We start from the raw sequence: 17,142 nt of genomic DNA, 5'->3' as shown, positions 1-17,142 counted from the left end.
GTTAGTTACCGGCTACTGGTTTGGTTTCCAGGTCGGTAATCAGGTTGAACCGGTTAATGTTCTTATCCTGCATCAGCTTGATGACTCTCTTCACCGTTGGTACATCGGCGTTACCGTCGCCCTTGATGGCAACGTACGACGGCTTCCCGTAGGCTGATTTGCGGCTGAGCTGCTGCGCGGTCTGGACCCATTCGATGAACTGGTTGTTCACGGAGTCAGCCGGAATACCGGTCTGCTTCACGTTCTTCCGCTGTTCGCTGTCCAGGCTCAGGAGCGCGGGCAGCTGTTCGATAGGAGTACCAAAGCTCGAGGCAACACCTTTAAAGGCCTGGATCTGCGAAGGGGTGAAGCTCACCCCATACTTAGCTCCAACCTGCGTCAGCAAATCTGACTTGATGGCGTCATCATCCACCCCAAAAAACACGCGCTTGTCTTTGTCAACCGCAATGGTAATTACGTGCGACTCGGGCAGGCGAATTTCGGAGGTAGAAGAAGGCGTATCCACCACCACAGCCTCTTCCGGGGCAAACTTGGTGGTAAGCATGAAGAAAGTCACCAGCAGGAAGGCCAAGTCCACCATCGGCGTCATATCCAGCGACGGTGAGGTTCTATGAGGCTTTACTTTGGGCATTGCTGGTGTCGTTTAGGTAGCGTAATTCAGAAACGAAGTAGCCGGTAGTTTAGTGCGTTGCCGCCCTAAAATTACGCGGAGTGGTGTTCGGTTTCGCCGTGCTGAGCAGCGAAGGTCTGAATGATGCTGAAACCAGCTTCGTCGATGCTGTAAGTCAGCTCGTCAATTTTGCTGGTGAAGAAGTTGTAGGCTACGATGGCAATGGCCGAGGTACCGATACCCAGAGCCGTGTTGATCAGAGCTTCCGAAATACCGTTAGCCAGACCTACTGCGTCAGGAGCACCACCTTGTGCCAGAGCCGAGAAGGCCTTGATCATACCGAATACCGTACCCAGCAGACCTACCAGTGTGGCGATAGAAGCCAGGGTGGACAGGATAACCAGGTTTTTCTCCAGCATGGGCAGTTCCAGAGCCGTCGACTCTTCGATTTCCTTCTGGATAGCCAGAATTTTCTGGTCTTTCTCCATACCACGCTCACGAGCCATTTCCTGGTACTTGCCCAGGCCGGCCTTTACTACGTTGGCTACCGAGCCTTTCTGCTGGTCGCACACGGCAATAGCGCCGGTGATGTCGTTCACGTTCAGCTTCTGACGGATGGTGCGCACAAACGACTCGATGCTCTTGGTGCCTTTGGCACGACCGATAGTCAGAGCGCGCTCAATCGAGAAGATGATTACGCACAGGAACATGGTCATCAGCAGGGGTACGATAGGACCACCTTTGTACACTACGCCGAAATAGTCGCCCGAAACCGGGTTGTTTTCGTTGTTGCCGCCTTGGAAGTGGCTGCCGTCACCTAGCACAAATTTGTAGATGATAACGCTTACGATAAACGCCAATACGATGGCGAGAATGGCAAACAGGGACGAACCACCGCCCTTGGCTTCGCCCTTCGGCGCTGCAGCAGCGGCGGGCCGAGCCGCGGGCTTGTTCATGGCATTCTTTTGTTCCATTGTTCCGGAGAATTAGTGGGTTGTTGGTGAAAGGTTGACGTACGTGGTGAAAAAAAGAAAAAACGCTGGCTAGTCTGCGTTTACCAGCGGCCCCGCCCACCCGCATACTACCGGCCCGGAAGCCGGGAAAGCATGGGTCTGCTCGTGTGCGAAGCCTGCCGCGAAAACATGACTAGCCTTGGCAAACCTAAATAAAAAACCTGACTGCCGCCAAATGAAAAATGGGTTTAAACGCTTTAAAACCATGTGCGCCTCAAAAAAAGGCTATTTTAATGGTGCTTCTCCTGTATTAGGAGCAGCCAGTTTTTTCGCTTGTTCCCAATAAACGTCCATTTGAGCCAGCGTCAAGTCACGCAACTGTTGGCCTTCCTGCGCGGCCTGGGTTTCCAGGTAGCGGAAGCGCTGCATAAACTTCTGATTGGTACGTTCCAGGGCTTCTTCCGGGTTGATACCCGCGTGGCGGGCAAAGTTGATAAGGGAAAACAGCAGGTCGCCAAACTCAGCGGCGGCCCGTTCGGCATTAATTTTGGCAGGAGGCAGGTTAGAAAACTCATCACCGAATTCAGCTAGCTCTTCCTGTACTTTTTCCCACACCTGCTCCGGCTTCTCCCAGTCGAAGCCGGCTCCGCGCGCCTTTTCCTGAATGCGCATGGCCTTCACCAGCGCTGGTAACGACGTAGGTACGCCGCCCAGCACCGATGAGTTGCCTTTTTCCTGCAGCTTAAGCTGCTCCCAGTTGCGTTTCACGGTTTCTTCGTCGTCGGCCTGCACGTTGCCGTAAATGTGCGGATGCCGGAAGATGAGTTTTTCGCACTGGGCGTTCAGCACATCGGCAATGTCGAAGGCTCCCTGCTCACTGGCGATTTTGGCGTAAAACGTCAGGTGCAGCATCACGTCGCCCAACTCCTTTTGCAGATCCGGCAAATCGTGGCGGATAATGGCGTCGCTGAGCTCGTAGGTTTCCTCAATGGTGAGGTGACGCAAGCTCTCCAGGGTCTGCTTCCGGTCCCAGGGGCACTCCGCCCGCAGGCGCTCCAGCACGTCGAGCAGGCGGTTGAAGGCTTCTAGCTGCAAGGGGCGGCGGGCAGGGGTGTTGTAGTCCATTAAGCCAAATATACAACGGTTACCGGCTTTCCCTGTGCCTACATCTGTACTCCGGCGGGTGCGCTTCATCCGGAGGGCGTATTCTTTCGTAGGGAAAGCAGGTGTAGATGGCTACTTTTGCGGCCTGATTCCTTCTAACTCTCGCACTTCAACATAGCACACATACTGTGGCACTGATTAAATCTATTTCGGGCATCCGGGGAACCATCGGGGGCGCGGCCGGCGACGGACTAACGCCCATTGACGTGGTAAAATACGCGGCCGCCTTTGGGACTTGGGTTCTGCAGCAAACCGACAACAATACCATCGTTATTGGCCGCGACGCCCGCCTTTCCGGCGACATGGTGAGCCGCTTGGTGGCGGCTACGCTGCAGGGGTTGGGGATTCATGTTATCGACCTGGGCCTGAGCACCACGCCTACGGTAGAAATGGCTGTGCCGGCCAAAAACGCGGGCGGCGGCATCATCCTGACGGCTTCGCACAACCCCAAGCAGTGGAATGCGCTGAAGCTGCTCAACAGCAAAGGCGAGTTTATTTCGGACGCGGACGGCAAGCAGGTGCTGGCGTTGGGCGATTCGGAAGCCTTCGATTTCGCCCCCGTTACCAAGCTGGGCAGCTACTCCACCGATGATACTTTCCTGCAGGAGCATATCAACGCTATTCTGGCATTGCCATTGGTAGATAAAGCCGCCATCAAGGCCAAGAACTTCCGGGTAGTGGTGGATGCCGTAAACTCCTGCGGAGGCTTTGCCGTGCCCCTGCTGCTCGAGCAATTGGGCGTTGAGGTGATTGAGAAGCTATTCTGTGAGCCAACCGGCGACTTTGCCCATAACCCTGAACCGCTGCCCGAAAACCTACGCGAAATTGCCAAAACCATGGAGAAGGGTTCCTTCGACCTGGGTATTGTGGTAGACCCCGATGTGGACCGCCTGGCTCTGGTAAACGAAGACGGTACCATGTTCGGGGAGGAGTATACGCTGGTGGCCGTGGCCGATTACGTGCTACAGCAGAGTGGGGGCGGCAACACCGTGAGCAACCTTAGTAGCACCCGGGCCCTGCGTGACGTAACTGAGAAGCAGGGCGGGCAGTACGCTGCCGCTGCCGTGGGCGAGGTGAACGTGGTGAACAAAATGAAGGAAACAAACGCCGTTATCGGGGGCGAGGGCAACGGGGGCATCATCTACCCCGAGCTGCACTACGGCCGCGACTCTTTGGTGGGCATTGCTTTGTTCCTGAGCCATCTGGCCAAAACCGGCCTGACCATGACACGCCTGCGGGCTTCTTACCCAAGCTACTTCATTTCTAAAAACAAGATTGAGCTGACCCCTGAAATTGACACCGACCAAGTGCTGGTGGAAATGGAAAAGCGCTACGCCAAGCAGCCGGTAAACACCATCGACGGGGTGAAAATCGAGTTTGATAAGGAGTGGGTGCACCTGCGCAAATCCAACACCGAGCCCATCATCCGCATCTACGCCGAGTCGGACTCCAACGCCACGGCCGACCACCTGGCCAATAAAATTATCGGCGACATCAAGGAAATTATCAGCCAGTAGCTGGTAGCCGCCTGCCCGGGCGGCTGCAGAGCGCCACCTGCCTCCGGTACTATTCGTCGGAAGTGGGTGGCGCTTTTCGTTTCGCAGGGGTATAGCAGGCCGCTTAGCCCAGCAGAAACTGCTATTTTTGTGGGCGTTTTCCTTTCCTGCGTTTTCACTCTGCTTTTGTCTTGCTTATGAACGTGTATTTCGATAATGCGGCTACCACACCGCTGGACCCCGAGGTGCTGGACGCTATGTTGCCGTTCCTGCAAAACCACTTCGGCAACCCCAGCAGCATTCACGGCCACGGCCGCCAGGTGCGCGCTGCCATCGAAAACGCCCGCAAGACCATTGCACACCTGATTAATGCGGCTCCCGCCGAAATTGTATTCACCTCCTGCGGGACGGAGGCCGATAACTACGCGGCGTTTGGGAGCGTGCGTACTCTTGGCCTCAGGCACGGCATTACCTCGCAACTGGAGCATCATGCGGTGCTGCATACCATGCAGGCCCTGGAAAAGTGCGGCGACCTGACACTGAGCTACTTGCGCCACGATGCTCAGGGCCGCCTGGATCTGGCGCACCTGGAAGAGCTGCTGGCCACTCACCCGCGCACCTTTGTGAGCCTGATGCACGCTAACAACGAGTTGGGCAACCTCAACGACATTGCGGCCATTGGGGACATCTGTGCCCGGTATGACGCCGTGTTTCATACCGATACAGTGCAGACAATGGGCCACTACCGCCACGATGTGCAGCAGCTGAAGGCGCATTTTCTGGTAGGCTCGGCGCACAAGTTTCACGGGCCGAAGGGCGTGGGCTTTCTGTACCGCCGCTCGGGCCAAACAGTGGACGCCCTCATTCACGGCGGCTCCCAGGAGCGGAACCAGCGGGCCGGCACCGAAAACGTGTACGGCATCGTGGGGCTGGCAAAGGCCTTGGAAATTGCCTACCGCGACATGGCCGCGCACCAGCAGCACATCCAGGGGCTAAAGGACCGGTTTATTGAGAAGCTGCGAGCTGAAATTGACGGAGTAGAGTTCAACGGCACCTCTGCTGACGCCGACCATAGCCTATACACAGTGCTGAGCGTGAGCCTGCCGCCCTCCGACCTGAACGAAATGCTGCTCTTCAACCTCGATATCAACCACGTATCGGTATCGGGCGGCTCGGCATGTACCAGTGGGGCCAACGCTGGTTCCCACGTACTCAATGCCCTGAATGCCGACCCTAACCGGGGCACCATCCGCTTCTCCATGAGCAAGTACAACACCCCCGAGGAGGTGGACTACGCCGTGGAGCAACTGGCCAAGATGTACCGCCGGGTGCCGGCGTAGCCAGCTTCTTCGATAGTGAACCTGTTTAGGAGGCAAGCGGACGCCGGATAGAGCCTGCCGCCCTTGTGATTTTCTAAACAGCTTCAATAAAAAAAGCCCCGGTGCATGGTTCGTGCACCGGGGCTTTTTCATACGGTTATATTGAATGCTTGTATCGAGCTGTTCGATTACGTGTGGTGTCAGACCAATTCAATCCTAATACTCACCGGTGGCGCCGCCGCCCCCGGAGGAGCCGCCCCCAAACTGGAATGTTTCGGCCGGAGCCGGAGCAGCGTGGGCGGTTTCGGCCACAATCAAGGATTCCAGGTTGAGCTGCGGATCTTCGGCATCATCGGGGGTGGAGGTGAGGCCGTGGCGGGAGTGGCGCAGGTAGCGGGTGGCCCACGCCGCCCCGCCCGCAAGCAGGACACCCGCCAGCACGGCGGCCGTTTCAGGTGGCAGCACGCTGCGGTAGTAGCGCAGCGTATACACCGAAAACGCCGCCGTGAGCAACCCCAGCCACAGCCAGGTCCGGTCAGGTCGGCGCAGGCCCTGCACCAGATAAAAGACCGGAATGCCGGCCGTAAGCCCATAGAACAGCGGCGCCCGCGGAATCTGCGGGGCGGGGCCGGTCCAGTTTCCGCTCGACAGCAGCTCCGCGTTGCCCTCGCGCACAACCAGGTAGTTGACGGCTAGATACGCCGTGCCGAGGGTGAGGGCCCGTAGTACCCGCAGGCACCGGTGGTAGGGCAGCCGTTCGGGCCGCGCCAGCTGCCGCGTTGCCCACGCATGAGCACCCGCTGAGGCGGCGCTCAGGGCGAAGGGCAGCAGCAGCGTGCCGAGCGGCAGCATCAGTACCCCATTGGCGAACAGCAGCAGCGCGCAGAGGTAGGCTGCGGCGGCCACCAGCCGGTCGGCGTAGCGCAGTGTGGCCAGCACCAGCACCGCCAGCGTCAGGAGCAGGGCCAGCGCCAGCCGCAGGGTGCCGGGCGTAGGGTCGAGGTGGTCGGCGTAGCCGTACTCGTTTAGATGCGCGAAGGTGAGGTCGAAAATTAGTACGACCAGCCCCAGCAGCTCCAGGTAGAGCAAGGCGTTGTCGGCCCCGGAATGGTAGAGGTGCTTGCCGGCAATGACTAGCTCCAGCGTTACGCCGCCGACAAGCAACACGGGAAGGAGCGTGCCGAGAAAGTGGAATTGCGCTAGTACCCCAGCGAAGCCGGCCGCAAACAGCGCCCCCAGCGTGGTAAACAGAAACAACCCGATTCGTAGAAACAGGTGGGGGCGGTAAAACTCAAGCGGAAACGCCGCTTCAATGGCTCCGAGCTGCTCGGGCGTCAGCAGGCCCCGTTTGTGCCAGCGGCGGGCCTGGGCCTGAATGGCTTCGTGTCGGGGCCAGGTAGGATTGTAGGCGTAGAGGTTCATCGGAGGCCCAGGATCTTCTTGATATTCACGAAAAACAGTATCACGCCCACCGCCGACAGCGGCACGTACAGAAACAGCAGCATAAACACCCCGCCGTCGTGGCCATAGTCGGCAGTGGCCACCAGAAACCGTACCACCACATAAGTCACGGCCGTGTAGGCGTAGCCCACGCCCATGAGCAGGAACAGGTAGGAATGCGTGCGGCGGGCGTGCCAGATAAGCGCCGCGCATACCCCCAGAATCAGCAGCACCAGCAGGGCGGGCGGCAGGCTGTCGGGCCCGGGAGTGAAATCGAGCAGGGTAGCCGTGGCGGCTAGCAGCAGCAGGTTGCTGCCCAACGACAGGTAGGTAAAGGCGAAATGTGCCTTCCGGCCCAGCCGCTCCGAGGCTATGCCGGCGGCCATTAGCCCCAGGCCCAGCCCAATGGCGGCCGTGCTGAGCCGGGAATGCCAGAAGTTGTTGGTGGCGAAGGCCGACAGAGGCTGAATGGTGACGCCCACCCACGAGGCCAGCGCCGTAATGCCCATTGCCAGCACGCCCCGGTGGTCGAACCAATACGCCAGCCCCAGAAACAGCCCCGCCGGCAGCAGCGTGACCAACCCATAGCGGGTGCCGAAAAAGCTGTACTGCACCTGCAAGTAGGTTTCGAGCGTGATAAACAGCAGGCAACCCAGCAGCAGGGCGTAATCGGGCAGGAAACCCGCGCGGGGCGCTTCGGCCCAGGTGAAGGGTGGACGGTGCCGGGCTGCGTAGCCGAAGCAGCCCAGCATCAGCAGGGTAATGGCAGCCACCACCACGCCGTGCCCGATTTCGTTGATGTGTTGGTAGATGAGTACGCCCAGCCCACCGCTGAGCAGCACGATACCCAGGTACAGCAGCAGGCGCAGCTCCCGGTGCAAAGAAAACGGCCGGGTGGCTTCGTCCTGGCGGATACGCTCGGCCTGGGCGGGAGGCAGCAGCTGGTGTTCCAGCAGTTCCGTGAGTACGGCTTCGGGCAACATAGGCGGGGCAGCAGAATGGAGCGGCAAATACTGGATTCGTGGGCACAGTTATGCCTAGAGTCTAACGAATAGATTGACCGGAGTGCGTGATGTTTTTAAAAGAACTTTGAATTGCAAAGTATAATGTATTCCTTTCGGCCATATTCACTTTATGCCTTTTTGCTATGCGTGTGAAATTCATTCTGCCGGCCCTCACGGAAGCCACTAACCCCTACTGGCGACCCATCAAATACTCCTTATTTCCGCCGTTAGGACTGGCCACGCTGGCGGCTTTACTGCCGGATAGTTGGGAGGCTGAGTTGCAGGACGAGCACGTCGAGCCACTTCACCTCGATGATACCCCCAACCTGGTTGTTATTCAGGTGTACATCACCAACGCCTTCCGGGCCTACGCGCTGGCCCGCCATTACCGGGCCCGGGGCTGCTACGTGTGCCTGGGCGGCCTGCACGTAACCAGCCTACCCGAGGAGGCCGCGGAATTCGCCGACAGTATATTTCTGGGGCCAGGCGAAGACACCTTTCCGGAGTTTCTGCGCGACTGGCAGCAGCGGCGGCCCCGGGCCCGGTACGTAGCTCCGGCCCGCCGCACGCTGGTGGGGCTGCCGCCCATCCGCCGCGACCTGGTTAAGCGGGAGCTGTACTTGGTGCCCAACTCCATTGTAGTTACGCGCGGTTGCCCTCACCACTGCGACTTTTGCTATAAGGATGCCTTTTTCGAGGGTGGCAACACGTTCTACACCCAGCCCGTGGACGCGGCCTTGGCCGAAATTGAGCGGCTACCCGGCCGGCACTTATACTTTCTCGATGACCATCTGCTGGGCCACCAACGGTTTGCGGCCAGCTTGTTTGATGGAATGCGCGGGATGCGGCGGCTATTTCAGGGTGCGGCCACGGTGGACAGCATTCTGCGCGATAATGGCCTGCTGGAAAAAGCAGCTGAAGCAGGGTTACGCAGCTTGTTTGTAGGGTTTGAAACGCTGAGCACGGCCAACCTAAAAGCCAGCAATAAGCGCCAGAACCTGGGTAGAGACTACGCCCGGGCCATTGAGCGGCTGCATAGGTTGGGCATTATGATAAATGGCAGCTTTGTGTTCGGGCTGGATGACGATGGGCCGGATGTGTTTAAGCGCACCGTGGACTGGGCCGTGCAGCAGGGCATTACCACGGCTACCTTTCATATTGCCACCCCCTATCCTGGCACCGAGTACTTCCGGCGGATAGAGGCTGAAGGGCGCCTGCTGCACCGCCGCTGGAACGAGTACGATACCCGTACCGTGGTTCATCGGCCGGGTCCGGGACTTACTGCTGCCCAACTGAAGGAAGGGTATGATTGGGCATACCGGGAGTTTTACTCCTGGTCCAATATCACGAGGGCCAGTCTGGCACACCGCTCGGTGAAGCATCAGCTCAAGCATTTCGCCTACGCCGGCGGTTGGAAACGACTGGAGCCGCTGTGGAATTTTATCATCAAAACCCGGCAGCTACACTCCATGCGGCCGTTGTTGGAAGCAATTCTAAGTAAAGTGCAGGGCATCCGACAACTACCACAGGCCACCCCCGCCGATTTTATTCCGCTTCCCTTGCTGCCCTAGGTGCCTGGCTTGGAGTGCAAGGGAAGCTGATATATCGGAATCGAATCATATTTTGGCCGGAGCGCGTAAGGCACACGCACCCTTTTCCGGTTTGTATGGCTGATATTAATATTCAACGCAAGAAAAATACTCCCAGCCCCTGGCTGATTCTGCTGCTGGTGCTGGCTGTGGTGGGCATAGGTGCTTACTTCCTGTTCCGGGCTGAAACCGCTCCGCCCACCGATGTGCCCGCTCCGGCCGGCTCGGGCATTCCGGCCCCGCCCGACAGCACCACCGGGGCCGAAACCGGGCCTCGGCCCTCAGTGGATGCGGTAGGGGATATGGCCACCGAAGAAAGTACCCCCGTAACGGCCGAGGTGCTAACGGCTTTTGCGCAGGGAGATGCCAGCCAGCCAACATTCGGCCGGGAAGGTCTGCGTCTGCTTACCTCGGCCCTGGTAGATCTGGCGGACCGCGACGACCTGCGCGACGCCACCATCCGGAGCCGCCGCGACGACCTGACCAGTGCCACCAGCCGGCTCAGCGAAGCCGGGACCAGCCTACGGCCGGGGTATGTGGCTGCGGCCCTGCTTGTGCAGGCCATTCAACAAAAGGCCTACCCGGAGCTGGCTCCCGCAGCCCAGCAGCTTACCACTTTGGCCGACAACCTGAGTGGCCGTAGCAGCACTGCGCAGGAGCAGCAGCAGGTAAAAGATTACTTTACCACGGCCGCCCAACTGGTAAAAGCTCTGAATGAGCCTCCCCAATAACTTTCGTGGGGGTGACTCTATACTTCAGCCCTGACTATCAATTCATGGAAACAACTACCGACCCCATTCCCTCCGCCGAGGGTATGCACCTGCGCCGCCTGCGCGACCTGACCGAATTTGAAGTAGCCGATGGCAACCCCGACGTAAGGGGGTGGCCCGTGCGCGGTGCCGATGGCCGACAATTCGGACAGGTGTTTGAGCTAATCGTGGATGTGGAAGCGCTGAAAGTCCGCTACCTGGATATTGAGCTGGATGAGGCCCTGAACATCAATAAATGGGACCGGCACATTCTGCTGCCAATTGGGGTAGCCGCCCTCGATGAAGAAGCCGATAATGTGTTTGTGCCTTCCCTGACGGCTCAATCGGTACTGGAGTATCCGCCCTACGTCGAAATTCAGATTACCCGTCAGTACGAGGAAGCTATGCTGCGGGCCCTTAACCTTCCCCTGGCCGATACCGCCGGGTCGGATTTCTATGGGCAGCCAGGGTACGATGCGTCCACGTTTTACCAGCGCCGGCTACGCTAGAGACCAGAGCGCAAGAGGCGGGGGCCATATGGCACACGGGTTGTCCTGAACAACGCATGTGCCATATGGCCCCCGCCTCTTGCGCTCTGGTCTCTATTCTAATTTTGCCGGATCATATCTGTTACGGCTTCTACCCACAGCGGGGAGGAGTTTAGGCTGGGTACCAACTGCCAGTGCTGGCCGCCGGCTTCCTCAAACATCTCTTTGAACTCCTCGCCTACTTCAATGGTGGTTTCCAGGCAGTCGGCCACAAAAGCGGGAGAGAAGGCCAGCACGTTCTTAATGCCTTTGGCGGGCATTTCTTTGAGTGCCTCATCAGTGTATGGCTGCAGCCAGGGGTCACGCAGGCGGCTTTGCAGGCGGCTCTGGAAGCAAGTAGTGTACTGCTCGGGGCTGAGGCCCAGCGCGGCCCCCAACTGGCGTGAGGTTTCAAAACACTGGGCGCGGTAGCAGTAGCGGTTGTTTTTGTTGTAGCTGTTACAGCAGCTGCCCAGCTTGCAGTAGCCTTTGTGGCTCCCCTTCAATACGTGGCGCTCCGGAATACCGTGGTAGCTGAACACAATGTGGTCGTAGTTACGTTTGGCCAGCTCAGCCTTGCCCAGCGCGGCAAAGCTGTTGATAAAGCCAGGGTCATCCACAAATGAGCTGATAAAGCTGATGCTGGGTACCACCCACCACTTGCTCACCAACTCCATCACCTTCTCCTGCACCGAGCCGGTGCTGGCCGCCGCGTACTGCGGAAACAGCGGCAGCACAATGATGCGGTCCACAGCCGCGTCGCGCAGTTCCTGGAGGGCACTCTCAATGCTGGGGTTCTGGTAGCGCATACCAAAAGCCACCAGGTACTCCTTGCCCAGCTTTTCCTGCACCAGTTTCTGCAAATCCAGGCCGTGGTAGAGCAGGGGGGAGCCGCGTTCCGTATCCCAAAGCTGCTGGTACACCTTTGCCGATTTAGGCGCCCGCAACGGCACAATCAGCCCCCGGAACAGCGGGTAGCGCACTGCCGCCGGCATATCAATTACCCGGGCATCGGTGAGAAACTCGTTGAGGTAGCGGCGTACATCGGGCGTATTGGGCGAATCGGGGGTACCCAGGTTCACAAGCAGGACGCCGATACGGCCTTTGGAAGATGCTGAAGGTGAAGGCATTTTATTTAACTACTAGCTGTTAGCTGTCAGCGACTGGCCTGAGATGATAACCGCGCGACAGATACGTCAGCAACTGGGGGTATGTACTGGTTGGTGCATTAACCGGCAGGCGGGCTTTTTGACTTAAATCATCGTGCAAAAAAAGCTAATAGCTGACAGCTAACCACTAACAGCCCAAAATAACCGTACCTTTGCAGCCCAAAATCCAGAATCTGAAGTGAATACCGAACCAACTCCGCACCGCGCCGGCTTCGTGAGCATTATTGGCAAGCCCAACGTGGGCAAGTCCACGCTCATGAACGCCCTGATGGGTGAGCGGCTCAGCATCGTCACGAGCAAGGCCCAAACCACGCGCCACCGTATTCTGGGCATCCTCAACGGCGACGATTTTCAGCTGGTATACTCCGACACGCCTGGCATCATTCAGCCCAAATATGAGCTGCACAACGCCATGATGTCGTTTGTGTACTCCTCCCTGGAAGATGCCGATGTGGTGCTGTTTGTAACGGATATTTATGAGAAGCACGACGAGGAGCCGGTGGTAGAGCGCCTGCGTAAGATGGTGGACACGCCTATTCTGCTGCTGGTAAACAAAATAGACCAGGCCGACCAGGCCGAAGTGGAAGCGAAAGTGGAGTACTGGCGCAGCCATTTACCTAATGCTGCCCGGGTGCTGCCCATTTCGGCCTTGGAAAAGTTTGGCACCGGCGAGCTGCTGGATCTGGTGCTGGGCTACCTGCCCGTACATCCGCCTTACTACCCCAAAGATGAGCTAACGGATAAGCCGGAGCGGTTTTTTGCCGCCGAGATGATTCGGGAGAAAATCTTCAAGCTCTATAAAAAAGAGGTGCCTTACAGCTGCGAGGTAGGCATTGAGGAGTTCAAGGAAGATGATGATATTATCCGGATGCGCGCCATCATCTTCGTGGAGCGCGCCAGCCAGAAAGGCATCATCATCGGGCAGCAGGGTGCGGCCCTGAAGAAGGTAGGCACCTGGGCCCGGGAGGAAATGGAGAAGTTCTTCCAGAAAAAAGTGTTCCTCGAAATTCACGTCAAAGTCAACGAAAACTGGCGCACCGATCCCAAAGCCCTCAACCGCTTCGGGTACAGTCAGTGAGAGGGTGTGAGGGTGTGAGGGTGTGAGGGTAGGGGGGTAAGAGTCGTCATCCTGAGTGGAGCGAAGGCCTTACCACGTTAAAACAAACCGTTATAACGTCCTTTCTTCAACATTTACAGGGTCCTTCGCTCCGTTCAGGATGACAACACCTACCTCCACACCCCCACACCCTCCTACCCTAAAAATACCTCCGACCTCACATTCACTTAACTACTCCGGGCACTGCCGAAATTGGTCGGGCCGGCGGCTGGAGTCAGACGCATGAAGAATACAATTGCTATTGTGGGCCGCCCGAACGTGGGCAAATCCACCCTGTTTAACCGCCTGGTAGGCCAGCGCAAGGCCATCATGGACAACGAAAGCGGCGTAACCCGCGACCGGCACTACGGCTACGGCGACTGGACCGGTAAGTACTTTACCGTCATCGATACGGGCGGGTACGTGCACAACTCCGACGATATTTTTGAGGGCGAAATCAACAAGCAGGTAAAGCTGGCCATTGATGAGGCCGACGTGGTGCTGTTTATGGTAGACGTGGACGCCGGCGTGCACCACCTCGACGAGGAGTTTGCCAACGTGCTGCGCCGCTACCAGGGCAAAAAGCCCATTTACATTGTGGCCAACAAGGCCGACACCAACGCCCGCGCCCACGCCGCCGGCGAGTTTTACACACTTGGCGTTGGCGACGGGGAAATTTACCCCATCAGCTCCCAGAGCGGCTCGGGCACCGGTGATTTGCTGGATGCCGTTATCAGCCACTTCGAGGACGAGGGCGTAGAGGAGCCCGACCTGGGTATTCCCAAAATTGCCGTGGTGGGCCGCCCCAACGTGGGCAAGTCCTCGTTCGTGAACCTGCTGCTGGGTACTGACCGTAGCATTGTGACTGATATTGCCGGTACCACCCGCGACTCTATCCAGGCCCGCTACAACGCCTTTGGCAAGGAGTTCATGCTGGTGGATACCGCCGGTTTGCGCCGTAAAACCAAGGTGCACGAAGATGTGGAGTTTTACTCCGTGCTGCGCTCCATTCGGGCCCTGGAAGAAGCCGATATCTGCGTGGTAATGCTGGACGCTACCCGGGGCATTGAGGCCCAGGACGTGAACATCATCGGCCTGGCCGATAAGAACCGCAAGGGCATCGTAATACTGGTGAACAAGTGGGACCTGATTGAGAACAAGGAAACCAATACGGCCAAGGAGTTCGAGGCTAAAATCATGGAGAAGATTGCGCCTATTGCCTATCCACCCGTGATTTTTATTTCCGTACTCAACAAGCAGCGCGTACACAAAGCCATTGAGACGGCCATCGACGTGTACGAGAACAAGCGCCGTAAAATTCCGACCTCGGAGTTGAATGAGGTGATGCTGAAGGAAATTGAGAAGTACCCGCCGCCCATCCAGAAGGGCAAAATGGTGCGCATCAAGTACGCCACGCAGCTGCCCACGCACAATCCGGTGTTTGCTTTCTTCTGCAACCTGCCCCAGTACGTGAAGGAAAGCTACACCCGCTACCTGGAAAACCGCCTGCGGGAAAACTTCAACTTCACCGGAGTACCCATTGGCATTGTGTTCCGCAAAAAATAGGCTAACGCCATGGTAGGCAGCCCCGCGGAAAAAAAGATGAAAATATTTTTTAGCCGCTGGGTTACCTTCTAGCTGAACAGATATAAAGCCCTGATTGTCGGCGCAGGCTGGCAGTTATTGTCTTTTGAAATTCCATTCTCTCAATCATCCCCATCATGAAAAAGGTATTGTTCCTCGCCCTGGCTGCTGCTTCGTTCTCTTTCGCTTCTTGCGACAGCAAAACCGAAAACGCTCAGGAAGCTCAGGCTGAGAAAGTAGAAGACGCTGGCGAAGCTAAGGCTGACGCTATGGAAGCTGCTGGCAACGAAGCTGGTGCTGACTCGGTTGAAAACTCGACCGAAGCCAAAGCCGACGCTATGGAAAACGCTGCTGACGCAACCGACGCCAAGTAAGTCGACGCGCCACTCGGCGCGCCAGGAAGCCGGCCCTTCGCACGAAGGGCCGGCTTTTTTGTGTCCGCCCGCTGGCGGGTGCCGTAGTTTGCAGGAAGCAGGAAGGCTTTAGTTGCCTTCCCGTTGAGCTGGAGCACCTGATGAAATTGGATGGTAGCCCTGCAAAGCGGTCCGCTGTTATTGCCATTCCCTCTCTACCATGAAAAAAGCACTGCTCCTGATTATTGCGTTTCTGGCTTTAGCTTCCTGCAATACGAGGAGTAAGGATATTCAGGAGGCCGCCCGCCCGGTTGGAACGCCGGACGATCTGAAAACGGATGCGTTGGAAGCGGCAGCCGACTCAATCCGCGACGCTGTTGAGGCCGCAGGCGACAAAATGGAAGCCTCTCCTGACTCCACCAGCACCAGGCAGGAAGCCGCACCAACCGGCGGCTAGCAAAACGGGCCGCCCCGGAAGGGGCAGCCCGTTTCTAAGGGGTGGGGTGGAGGCCGGTTTTACCCCAGGCGGCGCTGTAGCAGGCCATCTACTACTTCAACTAGCTTGCGGGGCGGGTAAGTACGCCACGGAAGCTCATCCAGCTGTCCCCCAAAATTGACGTACGAATCCAGGTTGTACTGGCGCATTTCACGGATAACGTGGTCCTGGAAGTTTACGGCGGCAATCCAGCCGTCCTCTACATCCTCAAACCATTCCTCGTAGTATGAGTCATCGGAGCCGTGAAAATTGAATACGTTTTCGCCGATGAGAATAAACTTGCGGATGCCCTCGTGCGTCATCAAATCCACTATGTTACGCTTGAGCAGCATGATGTCGTTTTCGATGGCGTCGTTCCACTCGCCGATAAACTCAATAACAGCCGTGCCCAACTCGTAGTCCACAAACAGGATTTTCAGGTACAGCGTATCGGAGTCGAGGCTGTCCCATTGGGGATGAATGTAGTAGCCGTAAATCGTATTGGTGTAGGTGTCGAGGCTGTTTTCGGCCTCAAACAATGGGGAGCGAGGGTCTTCGGACGCCTGGTACTGTTCCAGCCAGGCGTAGTGCGGCTCAAGGGTATGCATAGCAGTTACGGAAAGAAAAGCCCACACCGGAGCCTGGGCTGGCTGTTTTCTTGGCTAACTGTGAATATGCAAACGGGGTTTCCAAAGCCCGGCGAAAAGTAGCTGCAGCGCCCCGTTGAGCCGGCCTGCAACTACTGTTTGGCCTCCAGCGCCGCCCGCACCGAGCCGTACTGGCGTAGCAATGCGGCCGCTTCGGGTTGGGCAATGCCCAATTCATCCATCAGCATCTTCTCGCCCCGGTCTACCAGCTTGGCGTTGCTGAGCTGCATGTCCACCATCTTGTTGCCCTTCACCCGCCCCAACCGGATGAAGGTGGCAGTAGTAAGCATATTGAGCACAAGCTTTTGGGCGGTGCCGGCCTTCAGGCGAGTACTGCCGGTTACAAACTCTGGGCCCGTTACCACCTCCACCGGATATTCGGCTACGGCCGCTACCCGGGAGCCGGCGTTGCACACAATGCAGCCGGTGGCTATGCCTTGCCGCCGGGCTTGCTCCAGGCCCCCAATTACGTAGGGAGTCCGGCCCGAGGCAGCAATACCCACCACCATGTCATTGGCGTTGATGTTGTAAGCAGATAAGTCTTGCCAGGCCTGCTCGGCATCGTCCTCAGCATTTTCCACTGCTTTCCGGATGGCGGTGTCGCCGCCGGCAATCAGGCCAATAACGATGCCGTGCGGCACGCCAAACGTAGGCGGACACTCCGAGGCATCCAGAATACCGAGTCGCCCGCTGGTGCCAGCCCCAATGTAGAACAAACGCCCGCCCTTGCCCAACCGCGCCACAGTAGCTTCCACCAGTGCCTCAATCTGGGGCAACGCCTGGGCCACGGCCCGGGGTACCGTCTGATCAACACTATTAATGCCGGCCAGCAGCTCGCGGGTGGACAGGGTTTCGAGGTGGTTGAATTCGGAAGGACTTTCGGTGGTACTCATGCAGATAGGAATGAGGGAGTGGAGAAATGAGGTGAGAAGGTGGTGGGAGTAAGAGATAAGGAGATTGTGCGGAT

The 17,142-nt window shown here is 57.8% G+C and carries 17 protein-coding genes; 9 read left to right on the top strand and 8 right to left on the bottom strand.

Annotation, left to right across the window (positions count from 1 at the left end; translation table 11 throughout):
* Window position 1 precedes the first annotated feature (1 nt).
* The 3 genes from EI290_RS14890 to mazG all read right to left on the bottom strand — a co-directional run bounded on the left by EI290_RS14890 (window position 2) and on the right by mazG (window position 2,688).
* On the bottom strand, window positions 2–631 hold the full coding sequence (locus EI290_RS14890) for an ExbD/TolR family protein (RefSeq protein ID WP_125432011.1): 630 nt from the start codon (window positions 629–631) through the stop codon (window positions 2–4).
* Between the two features lie 71 nt (window positions 632–702).
* Window positions 703–1,566, bottom strand: a complete 864-nt coding sequence (locus EI290_RS14885; RefSeq protein ID WP_185817022.1) for a MotA/TolQ/ExbB proton channel family protein — start codon at window positions 1,564–1,566, stop codon at window positions 703–705.
* Between the two features lie 282 nt (window positions 1,567–1,848).
* Window positions 1,849–2,688 carry a nucleoside triphosphate pyrophosphohydrolase gene (gene mazG, locus EI290_RS14880; RefSeq protein WP_125432007.1) on the bottom strand — a complete coding sequence of 280 codons (840 nt, stop codon included), beginning with the start codon at window positions 2,686–2,688 and terminating at the stop codon, window positions 1,849–1,851.
* 167 nt (window positions 2,689–2,855) lie between these two features.
* Here mazG and glmM point away from each other — a divergent pair, with 167 nt between their 5' ends.
* Together glmM and EI290_RS14870 are read left to right on the top strand one after the other, a co-directional pair.
* Window positions 2,856–4,244 carry a phosphoglucosamine mutase gene (glmM, locus tag EI290_RS14875; protein WP_125432005.1) on the top strand — a complete coding sequence of 463 codons (1,389 nt, stop codon included), beginning with the start codon at window positions 2,856–2,858 and terminating at the stop codon, window positions 4,242–4,244.
* Between the two features lie 176 nt (window positions 4,245–4,420).
* Entirely contained in the window at window positions 4,421–5,563 is a 1,143-nt protein-coding gene (locus EI290_RS14870) for a cysteine desulfurase family protein (RefSeq protein ID WP_125432003.1), read from the top strand.
* Window positions 5,564–5,758: 195 nt separating this feature from the next.
* Here EI290_RS14870 and EI290_RS14865 read toward each other — a convergent pair whose 3' ends face one another.
* Together EI290_RS14865 and EI290_RS14860 are read right to left on the bottom strand one after the other, a co-directional pair.
* Window positions 5,759–6,964, bottom strand: a complete 1,206-nt coding sequence (locus EI290_RS14865; RefSeq protein ID WP_125432001.1) for a hypothetical protein — start codon at window positions 6,962–6,964, stop codon at window positions 5,759–5,761.
* The gene (locus tag EI290_RS14860; protein ID WP_125431999.1) at window positions 6,961–7,965 is read right to left on the bottom strand and encodes a DUF2157 domain-containing protein; all 1,005 of its coding nucleotides are present in this window, start codon (window positions 7,963–7,965) and stop codon (window positions 6,961–6,963) included. The genes EI290_RS14865 and EI290_RS14860 overlap by 4 nt, the downstream gene beginning before the upstream one ends.
* A 164-nt stretch (window positions 7,966–8,129) precedes the next feature.
* On the opposite strand from EI290_RS14860, the gene EI290_RS14855 reads away from it, so the two are divergent.
* The 3 genes from EI290_RS14855 (at window position 8,130) to EI290_RS14845 (ending at window position 10,833) form a co-directional block, all read left to right on the top strand.
* Window positions 8,130–9,557, top strand: a complete 1,428-nt coding sequence (locus EI290_RS14855) for a B12-binding domain-containing radical SAM protein (RefSeq protein WP_125431997.1) — start codon at window positions 8,130–8,132, stop codon at window positions 9,555–9,557.
* 95 nt (window positions 9,558–9,652) lie between these two features.
* Window positions 9,653–10,306 (top strand): hypothetical protein, encoded by a 654-nt coding sequence (locus tag EI290_RS14850; RefSeq protein ID WP_125431995.1) that lies wholly within the window; start codon window positions 9,653–9,655, stop codon window positions 10,304–10,306.
* 44 nt (window positions 10,307–10,350) lie between these two features.
* Window positions 10,351–10,833: a PRC-barrel domain-containing protein gene (locus tag EI290_RS14845; protein ID WP_125431993.1), complete on the top strand. Its 483-nt coding sequence runs from the start codon at window positions 10,351–10,353 to the stop codon at window positions 10,831–10,833.
* 98 nt (window positions 10,834–10,931) lie between these two features.
* Here EI290_RS14845 and hemH read toward each other — a convergent pair whose 3' ends face one another.
* Window positions 10,932–11,981: a ferrochelatase gene (gene hemH, locus EI290_RS14840; protein ID WP_125431991.1), complete on the bottom strand. Its 1,050-nt coding sequence runs from the start codon at window positions 11,979–11,981 to the stop codon at window positions 10,932–10,934.
* A gap of 217 nt (window positions 11,982–12,198) precedes the next feature.
* On the opposite strand from hemH, the gene era reads away from it, so the two are divergent.
* The 4 genes from era (at window position 12,199) to EI290_RS14820 (ending at window position 15,510) form a co-directional block, all read left to right on the top strand.
* Window positions 12,199–13,098, top strand: coding sequence for a GTPase Era (era, locus tag EI290_RS14835; RefSeq protein WP_125431989.1), 900 nt, complete (start codon window positions 12,199–12,201; stop codon window positions 13,096–13,098).
* A gap of 261 nt (window positions 13,099–13,359) precedes the next feature.
* Window positions 13,360–14,682: a ribosome biogenesis GTPase Der gene (gene der / locus EI290_RS14830; protein WP_125431987.1), complete on the top strand. Its 1,323-nt coding sequence runs from the start codon at window positions 13,360–13,362 to the stop codon at window positions 14,680–14,682.
* Window positions 14,683–14,837: 155 nt separating this feature from the next.
* The gene (locus EI290_RS14825) at window positions 14,838–15,074 is read left to right on the top strand and encodes a hypothetical protein (RefSeq protein WP_125431985.1); all 237 of its coding nucleotides are present in this window, start codon (window positions 14,838–14,840) and stop codon (window positions 15,072–15,074) included.
* 199 nt (window positions 15,075–15,273) lie between these two features.
* A complete protein-coding gene (locus EI290_RS14820; RefSeq protein ID WP_125431983.1) occupies window positions 15,274–15,510 on the top strand; it encodes a hypothetical protein in 237 nt (78 codons plus the stop codon).
* A gap of 59 nt (window positions 15,511–15,569) precedes the next feature.
* On the opposite strand, the gene EI290_RS14815 is transcribed toward EI290_RS14820, so the two are convergent.
* On the bottom strand, window positions 15,570–16,136 hold the full coding sequence (locus tag EI290_RS14815) for a hypothetical protein (protein WP_125431981.1): 567 nt from the start codon (window positions 16,134–16,136) through the stop codon (window positions 15,570–15,572).
* Between the two features lie 131 nt (window positions 16,137–16,267).
* Window positions 16,268–17,068, bottom strand: a complete 801-nt coding sequence (gene murQ, locus EI290_RS14810; RefSeq protein WP_125431979.1) for an N-acetylmuramic acid 6-phosphate etherase — start codon at window positions 17,066–17,068, stop codon at window positions 16,268–16,270.
* Between the last annotated feature and the right edge of the window lie 74 nt (window positions 17,069–17,142).

The sequence above is a fragment of the Hymenobacter metallilatus genome (assembly GCF_003944705.1).
Classification (GTDB): domain Bacteria; phylum Bacteroidota; class Bacteroidia; order Cytophagales; family Hymenobacteraceae; genus Hymenobacter; species Hymenobacter metallilatus.
Note: the sequence above shows the minus strand (reverse complement) of the source record. Positions and strands in the feature narration are given on the sequence as shown.